Below are 13,966 nucleotides of genomic sequence, written 5' to 3'. Positions count from 1 at the left end.
GCTACTCTCAGAGAGTAGGACTGACGAACCGAAAGGTGAGTCTGAACGCTGCGAAGCAGCGGCCCGTAGGGTGAACGTAAGTTCATCAACTGCCAGGCATCAAATTAAGCAGTAAACCGGGGCAACAAACCGGTGGTTGTAGAAAAATTCGGTGGAGCGGTAGTTCAGTCGGTTAGAATACCTGCCTGTCACGCAGGGGGTCGCGGGTTCGAGTCCCGTCCGTTCCGCCACTTATTTAAGCCCTGAGTCTTAGACTCAGGGCTTTTTTGTATTTAAATTCCATCAAAATTAACAACATTGTTGCTGATTTAGCAAAAATCTTCTGCATTTATCCGTCTTTTTCAGCAGAGTTCTCCCCGGCATACTCTTCCTCATACCAACGAACATCCCATAATGAGGTTAAAAATGGCAATTCCTGCATTCGGTCTGGGCACTTTCCGCCTGAAAGACGACATCGTCATCGCATCGGTTAAAACAGCCCTGGAGCTGGGCTATCGTGCTGTAGATACTGCTCAGATTTATGATAATGAGGCGGCTGTTGGTCAGGCGCTTGAAGAAAGCGGCATTCCACGTGAAGAGCTTTTTATCACGACTAAAATCTGGATTGAAAACCTCAGCAAGGACAAACTGATCCCAAGCCTGAAAGAGAGCCTGGTGAAGCTGCGCACTGATTACGTCGATCTGACGCTGATCCACTGGCCTTCGCCAAACGATGCCGTGCCGGTGGCTGAATTCATGCAGGCGCTGCTGGAGGCGAAAGAAGCCGGTTTCACGCGCCAAATTGGGATTTCAAACTTTACGGTTGAACTGATGCAGCAGGCAATTGATGCCGTTGGCGCTGAAAATATTGCCACCAACCAGATTGAGCTGTCGCCATACCTGCAAAACCGCACCGTTGTTGAGTGGGCTAAGCAGCACAACATCCACATTACGTCCTATATGACGCTGGCCTATGGGAAAGCGTTGGCGGATGAAACCATTGGCCGTATTGCACTGAAACATCAGGCAACGCCTGCACAGGTTATTCTGGCATGGGCGATGGCTCTGGATTATGCAGTGATTCCTTCTTCGACAAAACGCGCGAATCTGGAAAGCAATCTGCAGGCGCAGAGCCTGAAGCTGGATGCTGAAGATATGGCGGCCATTGCTGCTCTGGAATGCAATGACCGCCTGGTGAGCCCGGAAGGTCTGGCACCGAAGTGGGATAACTGATCCTGATTACGGCCCTTCAGGGGGCCGTTTTACTGCGTCACTCAGAAAATCAATAAATGCACGAATACGCGTACTGACTGCCCGGTCGCTATAGTACACCGCGCTAAAAGGCATATTGACCGGTAAAAGCTTATCGGCAAGCACCTCAACAAACTCTCCGCTTTCAATTTCTTTATCAATCATAAAGTCTGACAGACAGGCGATTCCGTTCCCCGTCAGGCACAGCTGTTTAAGCGTTTCACCGCTATTCGAAGATAAGCCCGGTTTGATCTCAAAAAGCTGCCCATCTTCCTGTGAAACCGGCCAGCGATTAAGAGAAGAAGGCTCGGTAAAGCCCAGGCAGACGTGATTTACCAGATCGGCAGCGGTTTCTGGTGCTCCATTAGCCGCTATATATTCGGGCGAGGCAATGATCTTGCGGTAGCTGCTAAAAAGCGGGCGGGCACGGAGGCTTGAGTCGGTTAAATTACCCACCCGAATAGCCACATCGACTTTACGCTCGATGAGGTTAATGAAGGTTTCCGACGATACAAGAGACAGCGTCATTTCCGGGTAGCGCTCGCGGAACGGTTTTATCAGCGGCATCAATAGATGCAACATCACCGGCGTTGCGGCATCAATGCGCAGCAATCCCCTTGGCGTCTGCTTGCTTTCCATCACTTCATTTTCAGCCGCGGCCATCGCCTGCAAAATTTGCTGCACGTTCCTGAAATAGCGCTCACCTTCTTCCGTCAGGCTAAGCTGGCGCGTTGTTCGGTTAAGCAGGCTCACGCCCAGCTTCATCTCCAGCTTTTTTACCGTCCTGCTCACCGCTGAGTTAGCCAGCCCCAGCTGTTCTGCCGCGCGGCTGAAGCTCCCGCTCTCTACTACGGCAACAAAAATCGCAAGTTCATCTGACGTAGCCTTCATTGTTGCTCCACAAGCAAAATTCTATTGAGATTTTACATATTTTTGTTATTTAAGCATCCCGCCATACTACGTGTCATCAAAAGACACCTGTTATGGAGTAAATTATGCCTCTGGCGCTTCTCGCACTGACGATCAGTGCTTTCGCAATCGGCACCACCGAGTTCGTTATTGTCGGGCTTGTACCGACCATCGCTGAACAGCTTGCAATCTCAGTTCCGTCTGCAGGATTGCTGGTATCTATCTATGCTCTTGGCGTGGCGATTGGCGCGCCTGTTTTGACCGCCTTAACAGGCAAACTGCCGCGCAAGCAATTGCTCATCGGCCTTATGGCGCTATTTACCGTAGGGAATGTGATAGCCTGGCTGTCGCCTAATTACGAGACTTTAGTCGTAGCTCGCCTGCTTACTGGTCTGGCGCACGGCGTATTTTTCTCCATTGGTTCGACGATTGCGACGAGCCTTGTACCCAAAGAGAAAGCGGCTTCAGCCATTGCCATTATGTTTGGTGGCCTGACGGTAGCGCTGGTGACCGGCGTGCCATTGGGGACGTTCATCGGGCAGCATTTCGGCTGGCGTGAAACTTTCCTGGCAGTATCGGCTATTGGCGTTATCGCATTGATCAGCAGCATGATCCTTATCCCGAAAGATATTCCTAATCGTGCGCTGGCTGGAATTAAGGAGCAGCTGCAGGTATTAACCCATCCGCGTCTGGTGCTTATCTATCTGGTTACCGCGCTGGGTTATGGTGGTGTGTTTACCGCCTTTACCTTCCTCGCGCCGATGATGCAGGATCTGGCTGGCTTTTCACCTTCCGCAGTGAGCTGGATCCTGTTGGGTTATGGCGTATCTGTGGCTATCGGCAATATCTGGGGCGGTAAGCTGGCGGATCGCCACGGTGCTGTGCCGGCCCTGAAATTTATCTTTGCCGCACTGGCCGTGCTGCTTCTGGTCTTCCAGTTCACCGTACACTCGCACGTTGCCGCGCTGCTTACCATTCTGGTGATGGGCGTCTTCGCCTTCGGTAATGTTCCAGGCCTGCAGGTCTATGTTGTACAGAAAGCCGAACAATACACGCCAAATGCGGTTGATGTTGCTTCCGGTCTTAACATTGCGGCGTTTAACGTGGGTATTGCTGTGGGCTCCATTATTGGTGGCCAGACGGTACAACACTTCGGTCTGGCGCAGACGCCGTGGATTGGCGCAGTGATTGTTGTTCTGGCGCTGTTGCTGATTGGCTTGAGCGGCAGACTGGATAAGCAGTCAAAACTCGCCATAAGCTAAATTTTTTATACCAGGAGCGTAGCCGTTTTACGCCCCTGGTAGTCAATGGTTTGTAATGGTCGTTGAAAGTCTGCGCTAAAGTCCCTATAACTGAAAGATAGTCCGCAAACTGCGGGCATATTGATGAGTTACTGAGGTCGTTAGCTAAACGTGCACAAGAATACCTATGCCATGCGATACGTAGCCGGACAGCCAGCAGAGCGAATTCTGCCTCCCGGCTCGTTTGCGACTATAGGTCAGGCATTACCCCCCGGAGAACCTTTACCCTGCCACGGCACGATACGCGTTCTGGTATGGAACATCTTTAAGCAGCAGCGGGCCGACTGGCTTTCGGTGCTGCAAACCTTCGGCAAAGACGCGCACCTGATGCTGTTACAGGAAGCGCAAACGACACCTGAATTGGTTCGATTTGCGACCACTAACTATCTGGCCGCCGACCAGGTTCCCGCCTTTGTTTTACCCCAGCATCCTTCTGGCGTGATGACACTTTCTGCTGCCCATCCTGTCTATTGCTGCCCGCTACGTGAACGCGAGCCGATCCTGCGGTTATCCAAGTCTGCCCTGGTGACCGTTTATCCCTTGCCGGACGGGCGGATGCTGATGGTGATTAATATTCATGCCGTTAATTTTAGCCTTGGCGTAGACGTTTACAGCAAACAGCTTGGGCCAATTGGCGATCAGATAGGGCATCACAACGGGCCGGTTATCATGGCCGGTGATTTCAATGCCTGGAGCCGTCCACGCATGAATGCATTGTTCCGCTTTGCCCGCGAAATGACGCTGCGTGAAGTTCGTTTTACCGACGATCATCGCCGCCGGGCGTTTGGTCGCCCGCTTGATTTCGTCTTCTATCGTGGTCTGAACGTCACCGAAGCTTCGGTGCTGGTGACTCGTGCCTCAGACCATAACCCGCTACTAGTTGAATTCCGTCCCGGCAAGCCTGAGCTGAAATAAGGTTCGTCAGGTCTGCCGTTGGGCAGACCTGTGCGCTGCCCTTTTTTCTCACTTAACCGCAAGGACATAACGATGACAACGCAATCCCATCATGACAAAGTTAGCCAGCAGTTTGGATCCCAGGCCAGCGCCTATTTGACCAGCACGGTTCATGCTTCAGGGCGCGATCTGGAGCGGCTTAGCGCGCGGTTGAATGATTTTCCCAATGCCACTCTGTTGGACATGGGATGCGGGGCAGGGCACGCAAGCTTTATTGCTGCGGCGAAGGTGAAGTCAGTTGTCGCTTATGATTTGTCCGAGCAGATGCTGACGGTTGTCGCGGAGGCGGCGACCACGCGGGGAATCACTAATATTGCGACTCGCCAGGGATATGCAGAATCACTTCCATTCGATGACAGCACCTTTGATGTGGTCATCAGCCGCTACTCTGCGCATCACTGGCACGATGTCGGCCAGGCACTGCGCGAGGTGAAGCGTGTGCTTAAGCCTGGTGGCATTGCTATTTTTATGGATGTCACTTCACCGGGTCACCCGGTGAAGGATATCTGGCTGCAAACGGTCGAGGCATTACGTGACACTTCGCACGTGCGTAATTATTCCAGCGGAGAGTGGCTGAGCCTGTTTAACGATGCGGGCCTGATGACGCACAGCGTTTTATGCGACAGGCTGAATCTGGAGTTCTCCAGCTGGATTGCCAGGATGAGAACGCCGATAGTGTTATCGGACGCGATCCGCGCTTACCAAAAAAGTGCGTCTGACGAGGTTAAGCAGTACTTTGAATTGCAGCGCGACGGGTCGTTCACCAGCGATATCATCCTGCTGGAAGTTCGAAAGGGATAAACTCAAAAAAGAAAAGGCACCATGCAGGTGCCTTTTTTATCTTTACTATCAGGTATCTGGAGAAGTATTCCCGCTGACAAACAGCGTCAGTTGGTCTCCAGGCCTCAGATCATCGGTACCGCTGTTCCAGCGCATCACATCTTTGATGTTTACGCCGTGACGTTTGGCGATACTCGACAGTGAGTCACCTTTGCGCACCTGATAAGTGATGCTGCTATTGTCAGCCAGCTGCGTTGCGCCACCTTTCACGCTGAGCGTTTGCCCAACTTTAAGGCGAGAACCGCTCAGGTTGTTCCAGTTTTGCAAATCTTTAGCGTTCACACCGAGGCGTGAAGCAACGCCGGACAGGGTATCCCCTGAGCGCACTTTATAAGATTTGTTGCCACCGGCACTGCTGCGGTTATCCGCAACCAGCGTAGGCTGTAAAGCATCGATTTCACCAGAAGCCAAAGAGGCTTTCAGCTGCTCGGCATGCTTTTTCGGCACCATCACGTAACGCTGATTTTTCCCAACGGTGGTGCTTTTCACGCCGGCGTTGAAGGTCTTCAGGTTGGTGAGCGACATGCCTGCCATTTCGGCGACCTGCGTTAACTCAACCGGATTGCTGACTTCAACACGCGCCAGCGCGCGGCTTTCATCCGTTGTCGGCAAACGTACGCCGTACTTCTGACTGTTTTTGAGTATGTCGCTCAACGCCAGCATTTTCGGTACGTAGATCTTTGTTTCACGTGGCAGAGCCAGCGACCAGAAATCGGTAGGTTTACCCCGCGATTTGTTCGCTTTTATGGCGTTCAGCACACGGCCTTCGCCGCTGTTGTACGCTGCCACGGTCAACAACCAGTCGCCGTCAAACATCTTGTTCAAACGCTGCATCATATCCAGTGCGGCAGTGGTGGAAGCCACTACATCACGGCGTGCATCGTACGCTTTGGTCTGCTTAAGACCGTAATTGCGCCCCGTACTTGGGATAATCTGCCAAATGCCTGCGGCATTTGCGCTAGACGTCGCGTGGGGGTCAAAAGCGCTCTCCACTATGGGTAGTAGTACTAGTTCCATTGGCATGTTGCGTTTCTTAACTTGCCCGGCAATCCAGTACATATACGGCTCTGCCCGTAATGTTACATCGTGGAGATAGCTCTTATTACTCAGGTACTTCTGTTTCTGTTCGCGGATCCGGACGTTTTCCGGTATCCCCATCTTTAGCTCGTTGCCGATGAAGTTCCACAGGTTTTGATCTTGCGCGAGGAAGGTTCCATCATCCATCCATCGCGCAGAGGTCGCTCGACCCGTGTACTTTCCTGCTTCACCTTGACCAGCCGCAGACAGACTCTGTGCATGCTGTTGAATGTTGGCGTCATGCTTTGACGCCTGGCACCCGACAAGCAAGACAGAGGCGAGTAGTATCGCTTTTGCCTTCATGTGTGTGTCAATGGTTGCTTAAAAGACGAGCGATGATACCGTCGCCTTTTCGACAACACAACCAGAATATTCAGAAGCTATCCTTCTTTGTCCTTAACCAGGCGAATATCTCACGGGGTTGTTGCAAGTTTGTTTCTTTTTTAATTTCTTCTTTTAAAACAGCATCTTCAGTGCGTAAAAAAATATTTATTTGGCGTTCTGTTTGCAGCGTTGACGGCAAGGTTGAGTGATTTTTTGCGCGTAACTCCTTAACTTTTCGATAGTATCCCTTTAATTGCTCATCATGGGGTAAAATACTTAAGGAAAACTTTATGTTTGATTCGGTGTACTCATGTGCGCAACAAATCTGGGTTTCAGCAGGTAGTGAATTAAGTTTTTGAAATGATGTAAACATCTGCTCTGCCGTACCTTCAAAAAGTCTTCCGCAGCCGCCAGAAAACATTGTGTCGCCGCAAAATAGATAAGGAAAACTATAAAACGAGATATGTCCTAAAGTGTGACCAGGTGTTGCTATCACGCTATATTCACGCCCAGACAGGCTAAACTTATCCCCTTCGCCCACGATCTGCGTAGCCCCTTTCTGCCGGGTTTCCTCCGGTCCGTATACCTCAATGTTCGGGTATTTGTCCTTCAGTTGCTGAACGCCACCAACGTGATCGGCATGATGATGGGTAAGCAGAATAGCTTCTGGCTGCCAGCCGTTTTCCTCTATAGCCTTCAAAACAGGAGCGGCCTTACCGGGGTCAACGATCACACATTTTCCCTGCTCATTATTAAGCACCCAGATGTAGTTATCCTGGAAAGCACGAATACTGTTAAGATTCATAGTTCAACCTCTCTATGGCAATTAAGAAGGTAGTGATGAAACCGGCAAGGATACCTGAGATTCTCACTTCCCCCCATCATTGGGCGCAGCTGCGATGGGGAGAATACTACCGGGACGCGCTCGAAGAGCAGCTTCGCCCCTGGCTGGGTAAAATGTTCGGCTTTCATTTACTGAAAATCGGCAACCTGAGCGCAGAAGTTAACACGGAAGCCTGCGCTATTTCTCATCAGGTTAATGTAGCCTTACAGGGTGAACATTTGCAGGTGAACGCCGATCCTTTGCACCTTCCGTTTGCGGCGAAGTCGGTTGATGCCTGTTTGTTGGCCCACACGCTGCCGTGGTGCCCGGATCCTCACGGCTTACTTCGGGAAGTCGATCGGGTACTGATCGATGATGGCTGGATTGTTCTCAGCAGCTTCAATCCTATTAGCCTGCTAGGCCTGGGTAAAACCGTGCCCTTTCTGCGCAAGCGTGCACCTTTCAATAGCCGCATGTTTACCCCAATGAGGCAATTTGACTGGCTGTCGTTGCTGAATTTTGAGGTGATGTATCGGCGTAGTTTTCAGGTATTGCCGTGGCATAAGCAGGGCGGGCGTTTACTGAGTACCCACCTGCCTGCGCTGGGCTGTATGCACGTTATTGTCGCGCGTAAACGCACGCTGCCGCTGACGCTAAACCCAATGAAAAGCCGTAAAGCGAAAAATCAGATTCGCTCGGCGGTGGGGGCGACGCGGCAGTACCGTGACAGCGTTAAGGTGCCGCGCCGTCCGGCTGATAGCCCACATCCTCATGAGTAGGACGGGATGCGGCGTTGCGAGCCAGTTCGTCGCAGCGTTCGTTTTCCGGGTGGCCCGCGTGGCCTTTAACCCATTCCCACTTAATTTCGTGATGGCTCAGGGCGGCATCAAGACGCTTCCATAAATCTACGTTCTTCACCGGCTTTTTATCAGCCGTTTTCCAGCCGCGCTTCTTCCAGTTGTGGATCCACTGGGTAATGCCCTGGCGGACGTACTGGCTGTCGGTGCTGAGGACCACATCGCAGGGTTCAATCAGCGCCTCAAGCGCGACGATCGCGGCCATCATCTCCATGCGGTTGTTGGTCGTGAGGCGAAATCCTTCGCTGAAGATTTTTTCGTGCTGCTTGTACCGCAAAATCGCACCGAAGCCGCCCGGCCCTGGGTTACCCAGGCAGGAGCCATCGGTGAAAACTTCTACCTGTTTACGCATCTCTGGTAGACTTCCTGTGATGAAAAGGTCAAGTCTGACATAAACGAGCGCGATGAGCACAGCTATATGATTTCTACCACGACCAGACAGATAGTTCTCGATACCGAAACCACCGGTATGAACCAGATCGGTGCTCATTACGAAGGGCACCGCATTATCGAGATCGGTGCGGTTGAAGTGATCAACCGCCGCCTGACGGGCAATAACTTCCATGTCTACCTAAAGCCCGACAGGCTGGTGGACCCGGAAGCCTTTGGCGTTCACGGTATTGCTGATGAATTCCTGGCGGATAAACCGACGTTTGACCAGGTCGCTGATGCGTTCATGGACTACATCCGCGGCGCTGAGCTTGTTATTCATAACGCATCGTTCGATATCGGCTTTATGGATTACGAGTTCAGCAAGCTGCGCCGTGACATCCCTAAAACAGAAACCTTCTGTAAGATTACCGACAGCCTGGCGATGGCCCGTAAGATGTTTCCGGGCAAGCGAAACAGCCTCGATGCACTCTGCTCGCGTTATGAAATAGACAACAGCAAACGTACGCTGCACGGCGCACTGCTCGATGCCCAAATTCTGTCCGACGTCTATTTGATGATGACCGGCGGGCAAACATCGCTGAAATTCTCTATGGAAGGTGACGTGCAGCAGCAGCAGGGCAGCGGGGGAATTCAGCGCGTCGTGCGTCGTGCGTCAGGCATGCGGGTCATCCACGCCAGTGATGAAGAGCTTCTGGCGCATGAATCTCGTCTTGATTTGGTGCAGAAGAAAGGCGGAAGCTGCCTCTGGCGCAGCTAAATAGCGCGGAAATGAGTTAAAAATCACCACTCAGGTGATTTTTGCGGCAAACGGTTAATTTTATGATAAAAAGCGTTGACGGCTATCGGGCCAAACCGTAATATTCGCCTCGTTCCCGACGGGGAACAAAACGCGGAGCGGTAGTTCAGTCGGTTAGAATACCTGCCTGTCACGCAGGGGGTCGCGGGTTCGAGTCCCGTCCGTTCCGCCACAATTCAGAAAGCCTGAGTCAGCAATGATTCAGGCTTTCGTCGTTTCGGCTTTCTGAAAAATGCCTTTTCACCCCCGCGCTGATATCGCGCGAGGGCTGGCTGAAGTAACCTCTAGTGCCTGCTGGCTAACGCCACGCCGATCAAAATGGTCGCAATCCCGATGATGTGGAAAAGATGCAGCGTTTCACCCAGAAACACCAGTGACAGCACCACGCCGAAGACAGGGATCAGGTGAATGCTCAGCCCGGCCCGTGCGGCACCCACGGCTTCCACGCAGCGTCCGTAAAGCAGGTATGAAACAAAAGAAGGGAATGCGCCGAGGAAGATAACCGCTGAAATCGTCATCGTATTCCAGTGAGGAACCGCGCCGGTGCTCATCTCATGCAGCCACAGCGGCAGCGTCACGATAAGCGCGATAGCCACCTGAACGCCCAGCAGCCCCATCCGGCTGATATCGGAAGGTATTTTACGGATCCACAGCGTATAAAGCGCAAAGCAGGCCATGGCCGCCAGCAGCATCAGGTCACCCGATGAAAACGCCATCTGCATCAGCCCGTGAATATCGCCCTTAAAGATAATAAACAGCACGCCGCAGCAGGAAATCGCCAGCCCCACAACCTGCTTCACGCTGAGCTTGTGGCCGAAGAACAGCGCGCCAAACAGCATAATCAGCACCGGAATACAGGAGTTGAGCAACAGCGCGTTGGTGCTGGACGTATGGTGCAGGCCGATGTACACCAGCAGGCTAAAGCAGACGATGCCGGTCACCGACACCGCGATAATCCAGCCCAGGTATTCCCGGTAGCGACGAAAATCTCTTTTAATATAAGGCAAGGCAAACGGCATGATCACTATCAGCGCAACCAGCCAGCGCATAAAGGTCAGCCCAACCGGCGGAATGTCGTTGCGAACGGCTTTGCCGACGATGTAATTACATGCCCAAAGCAGCGGCGGGATGGTGAACAGGAGCAATACATACCAGGCCGACGGCTTAGGGGGGGCAGCCTCAGTGGCCAACTTCTTACTGCTGAGCAAGGGAATCTCCTTTGACACGGGATTTTGCTGGAAAGGGCGAAGGGAGAATATATTACTCCCTGCGGAGCCAGCCGTCGTCGTGGAGAAGAAAAAGAGTATGTCGAGAATGTAAAAAGGCCTGAACCCCTGAGGATTCAGGCCGGTATTTTTACTCTTTTGAAGTGGCTACGCGGCCGGTAAAAGCGCTCGCACCGGCAACTTTTTCGCTGCGTGCCAGCCAGCGGTAGCAGCTCAGGCCGAGGAACACGCCGATAAACCAGCTGAAGTTGGCGACCTCATGCAGCGAAGGAATAAAGCTGATGGTCAGGCAAACCGCGACCGAGGGCACCAGGGCGATAATCGCCTTCGGGTTAAAGCCATTGCTGTACCAGTAGCGGCCCTTTGGCGTGTCGTTGAATAGATCGTCGACGTGGATTTTGCCGCCCTTAACGAGGTAGAAATCCGCGATCAGGATGCCGAACAGTGGCCCAATAAATGAACCTAAAACATCCAGCGTGTAGTGAATCAGCTCCGGGGACTGAAACAGGTTCCACGGCGTCAGCAGCACGGATCCCACGGCGGCGATCATCCCACCTGCGCGGAAGCTGATCTTCTGCGGCGAACAGTTAGAGAAGTCGAACGCCGGGGAAACAAAGTTCGCCACGATATTGATCCCGATAGTGGCGGTGATCATCGTCAGCAGGCCAATGGCCATCGCCAGGCTGTTGCCGATATGGCTGACGGTTTCGATAGGATCGGTGATCATCTTGCCGAACAGAGACTGGGTGCCGGACACGATAACTACCGTCACAATAGAGAACAGCAGGAAGTTAAACGGCAGGCCCCAGCGGTTACCGCGGCGGATCTCTTTCATGCTTTTTCCGTAGCGAGAGAAATCGCCGAAGTTAAGCAGCGGGCCGGAGAAATACGACACGACCAGCGCGGTGGCGGTGATCATCTGCCACACCTGTTCGCCGGAGCTGAGCTGCTTGCTCGCTAAAGTGAAGGAGATCCCACCGAACCCGGTCTGATAAAGGATCCAGCCGGCCAGCGCCATCATCACGATGTAAACCGCAGGGCCTGCGATATCAATAAAGCGCTTAATGGCGTTCATACCGTGCCAGAACACCATCGCCTGCAGCACCCACATAATACCGAAGCAAATCCAGCCGAGCTGAGACAGACCGAGAAAGCTCACGCCGGTCATTGGGGCAAGCGTCGGCCAGAACTTCAGCAGCACCAGCATTAATGCGTTAGCGGCCAGATAAGTTTGTATCCCGTACCAGGCGAAGGCGATAAGCCCGCGGATCACCGCTGGAATATTCGCGCCAAAGACGCCGAAGGCCTGACGGCAAATCACCGCATAAGGCACGCCCGCCATCTGGCTAGGTTTTGCCACCAGGTTGGCGCACAGCTGCACGATACAGATCCCCGCCAGAAGGCAAATCAGCACCTGCCAGCTGGCAAGCCCGAGGGTAAAAAAGCTGGCTGCGACCACATAGCCGCCCATGCTGTGTACATCAGACATCCAAAACGAAAAAATATTATACCAGGACCAAGTCTGGTGGCGGGTCGGGGCCAGGTCATCGTTGCACAGGCGCGGGCTGTAGCCGGCGTGGGCACTCTCTTTCATGGCTGTGGCGTTGTTCTCTATACCTGGCATGGGATCTGCTCCTATAAAACAGAAGGTGGATTATGTCTGCCATAGGTATTGCAGGAACCAGGCCAGGTTTGCATTTCTTGTATTCAATTTTCAATGATATTGTATACAAAATGAGGGTGCCTGATGCTAACAGGAGTAGTGGATGAAACGTGATTTCGGGGTCACAGCCCCAGCAGAACTGCATGATAAAGAAGCCGTTATCTGGCAATCGCTGATGACGGCGATGGTTGAACACCAGCTGCCGCCGGGCAGTAAACTGCCGGAAGAAGCGCTGGCAGACGTTTTTGGCATCAGCCGAACCGGTATCCGCAAAGTCTTAACGCGCCTCGCAACGGTGCAAATGATCACCATGCTGCCCGGACGTGGTGCATTTGTGGCCATGCCGGACGTAGAAGAATCGAAAGCGATCTTCCAGACCCGGGCGGTGCTTGAATGCGCCAACCTGCCGCACGTGCTTGAGCATCTCCAGGCCCCACATCTTGTCGCGTTACGTAAAATTATCCAGCAGGAAGAAAAAGCCCATCGCGACGGCGACGGGCCTGCGGCAATTCGGTTCTCCGCGGCGTTCCATATCCAGCTGCAGGCTATTTCCGGCAACGCCGTGCTGACTGAAATGGTCACCAGCCTGACGCACCGTTCATCGCTGGTTATCGCCGCGTGGGGCGCGCCATGGCAGCGTGGCTGCCGCTGCGACGATCACGAAAATCTTATCGAACTGCTGCGTAACAAAGCGCTTGAGCCGCTCACCGTCGCCATGCAGCACCACTTCGAACATATTGTTTCCAGCCTGCATTTTGAGCGCAGCGGTGAAACCACCCCAGACTTCGCCCGCATCTTCGGCACCCGACAGGAATAACCATGCAGCAGCCTATTATTCAAGTGATCAACCCCAACACCAGCCAGGCGATGACGCACACTATTGCTGAAGCCGCCCGCAGCGTTGCCGCACCCGGCACGCAGATCCTCGCCAGCTGTCCGGAGCAGGGCGTGGAGTCAATTGAAGGGCATTTCGATGAAGCCATCGCGGCCATCGGCGTACTTGAACAAATTAAGCAAGGCAAAGCGCAGGGGGCGAACGGGCACGTGATCGCCTGCTTTGGCGATCCGGGTTTGCTGGCGGCACGTGAGATAGCCAGCGGGCCGGTAATTGGTATTGCCGAAGCTGCTATGCATATGGCGACGATGGTGGCGACTCGCTTCTCAATTGTTACCACGCTGCCGCGCACGGTGATCATTGCCCGTCACTTAGTGCATCAATACGGCTTTGAACACCATTGCGCCGCGCTGCACGCTATCGACCTCCCTGTTCTGGCGCTGGAAGATGGTACAGGCCTGGCCCAGCGGCTGGTGCGTGAGCGCTGCATTCAGGCCAAAAAAGAAGATAACAGCGGGGCGATTGTGCTGGGCTGCGGCGGGATGGCAAACCTGGCGAAAGAGCTGACTGAGGAAATCGGTATCCCGGTTATCGACGGCGTGACCGCTGCGGTGAAGCTGGTGGAGTCCCTGGTGGCGCTGGGCATCGGCACCAGTAAATTTGGTGACCTCGCTTATCCGAACAAAAAGCCGCTTTCCGGCTCTTTTGCTCGCCTGGGCTAAGGTTGAAGGAGAGAAT

The 13,966-nt window shown here is 53.3% G+C and carries 14 protein-coding genes and 2 tRNA genes; 10 read left to right on the top strand and 6 right to left on the bottom strand.

Annotation, left to right across the window (positions count from 1 at the left end; all coding sequences use genetic code 11):
• Positions 1–153: 153 nt before the first annotated feature.
• Positions 154–230, top strand: a tRNA-Asp gene (locus tag ACE38U_RS18350).
• A gap of 175 nt (positions 231–405) precedes the next feature.
• Positions 406–1,212: a 2,5-didehydrogluconate reductase DkgB gene (gene dkgB, locus ACE38U_RS18345; protein WP_176981904.1), complete on the top strand. Its 807-nt coding sequence runs from the start codon at positions 406–408 to the stop codon at positions 1,210–1,212.
• Between the two features lie 6 nt (positions 1,213–1,218).
• Here the strand turns inward: dkgB and yafC are convergent, their stop codons facing one another.
• On the bottom strand, positions 1,219–2,121 hold the full coding sequence (gene yafC / locus ACE38U_RS18340; RefSeq protein ID WP_375530312.1) for a DNA-binding transcriptional regulator YafC: 903 nt from the start codon (positions 2,119–2,121) through the stop codon (positions 1,219–1,221).
• Between the two features lie 104 nt (positions 2,122–2,225).
• On the opposite strand from yafC, the gene ACE38U_RS18335 reads away from it, so the two are divergent.
• From ACE38U_RS18335 to ACE38U_RS18325, 3 genes are all read left to right on the top strand, one after another.
• Positions 2,226–3,401: an MFS transporter gene (locus tag ACE38U_RS18335; protein WP_038475383.1), complete on the top strand. Its 1,176-nt coding sequence runs from the start codon at positions 2,226–2,228 to the stop codon at positions 3,399–3,401.
• Between the two features lie 150 nt (positions 3,402–3,551).
• Entirely contained in the window at positions 3,552–4,355 is an 804-nt protein-coding gene (locus tag ACE38U_RS18330) for an endonuclease/exonuclease/phosphatase family protein (protein WP_375530311.1), read from the top strand.
• 72 nt (positions 4,356–4,427) lie between these two features.
• Entirely contained in the window at positions 4,428–5,195 is a 768-nt protein-coding gene (locus ACE38U_RS18325; protein WP_375530310.1) for a class I SAM-dependent methyltransferase, read from the top strand.
• Between the two features lie 48 nt (positions 5,196–5,243).
• On the opposite strand, the gene mltD is transcribed toward ACE38U_RS18325, so the two are convergent.
• On the bottom strand, positions 5,244–6,614 hold the full coding sequence (gene mltD, locus ACE38U_RS18320) for a murein transglycosylase D (RefSeq protein WP_038475376.1): 1,371 nt from the start codon (positions 6,612–6,614) through the stop codon (positions 5,244–5,246).
• Positions 6,615–6,684: 70 nt separating this feature from the next.
• Positions 6,685–7,440, bottom strand: a complete 756-nt coding sequence (gloB, locus tag ACE38U_RS18315) for a hydroxyacylglutathione hydrolase (protein WP_375530309.1) — start codon at positions 7,438–7,440, stop codon at positions 6,685–6,687.
• 35 nt (positions 7,441–7,475) lie between these two features.
• Here gloB and ACE38U_RS18310 point away from each other — a divergent pair, with 35 nt between their 5' ends.
• Positions 7,476–8,237 (top strand): class I SAM-dependent methyltransferase, encoded by a 762-nt coding sequence (locus ACE38U_RS18310; RefSeq protein WP_038475370.1) that lies wholly within the window; start codon positions 7,476–7,478, stop codon positions 8,235–8,237.
• On the opposite strand, the gene rnhA is transcribed toward ACE38U_RS18310, so the two are convergent.
• Positions 8,191–8,667, bottom strand: coding sequence for a ribonuclease HI (rnhA, locus tag ACE38U_RS18305; RefSeq protein ID WP_038475368.1), 477 nt, complete (start codon positions 8,665–8,667; stop codon positions 8,191–8,193). The two genes, ACE38U_RS18310 and rnhA, sit on opposite strands and share 47 nt — an antisense overlap.
• A 66-nt stretch (positions 8,668–8,733) precedes the next feature.
• On the opposite strand from rnhA, the gene dnaQ reads away from it, so the two are divergent.
• Both dnaQ and ACE38U_RS18295 read left to right on the top strand, forming a co-directional pair.
• Entirely contained in the window at positions 8,734–9,465 is a 732-nt protein-coding gene (dnaQ, locus tag ACE38U_RS18300) for a DNA polymerase III subunit epsilon (RefSeq protein ID WP_038475366.1), read from the top strand.
• Positions 9,466–9,599: 134 nt separating this feature from the next.
• Positions 9,600–9,676 (top strand) — tRNA-Asp (locus ACE38U_RS18295).
• Positions 9,677–9,788: 112 nt separating this feature from the next.
• On the opposite strand, the gene ACE38U_RS18290 is transcribed toward ACE38U_RS18295, so the two are convergent.
• Together ACE38U_RS18290 and ACE38U_RS18285 are read right to left on the bottom strand one after the other, a co-directional pair.
• Positions 9,789–10,712 (bottom strand): DMT family transporter, encoded by a 924-nt coding sequence (locus tag ACE38U_RS18290; protein WP_375530308.1) that lies wholly within the window; start codon positions 10,710–10,712, stop codon positions 9,789–9,791.
• Between the two features lie 148 nt (positions 10,713–10,860).
• A complete protein-coding gene (locus ACE38U_RS18285) occupies positions 10,861–12,354 on the bottom strand; it encodes an NCS1 family nucleobase:cation symporter-1 (protein ID WP_176981900.1) in 1,494 nt (497 codons plus the stop codon).
• 142 nt (positions 12,355–12,496) lie between these two features.
• Here ACE38U_RS18285 and ACE38U_RS18280 point away from each other — a divergent pair, with 142 nt between their 5' ends.
• Together ACE38U_RS18280 and hpxA are read left to right on the top strand one after the other, a co-directional pair.
• Positions 12,497–13,210 (top strand): GntR family transcriptional regulator, encoded by a 714-nt coding sequence (locus ACE38U_RS18280; RefSeq protein ID WP_038475361.1) that lies wholly within the window; start codon positions 12,497–12,499, stop codon positions 13,208–13,210.
• Positions 13,211–13,212: 2 nt separating this feature from the next.
• Entirely contained in the window at positions 13,213–13,950 is a 738-nt protein-coding gene (gene hpxA, locus ACE38U_RS18275; RefSeq protein ID WP_375530307.1) for an allantoin racemase, read from the top strand.
• Positions 13,951–13,966 lie beyond the last annotated feature (16 nt).

The organism is Cedecea selenatireducens (assembly GCF_042138895.1).
GTDB lineage: Bacteria > Pseudomonadota > Gammaproteobacteria > Enterobacterales > Enterobacteriaceae > Cedecea > Cedecea selenatireducens.
The sequence above is the reverse complement of the archived record's forward strand: the minus strand, read 5'-3'. Positions and strand labels throughout refer to the sequence as shown.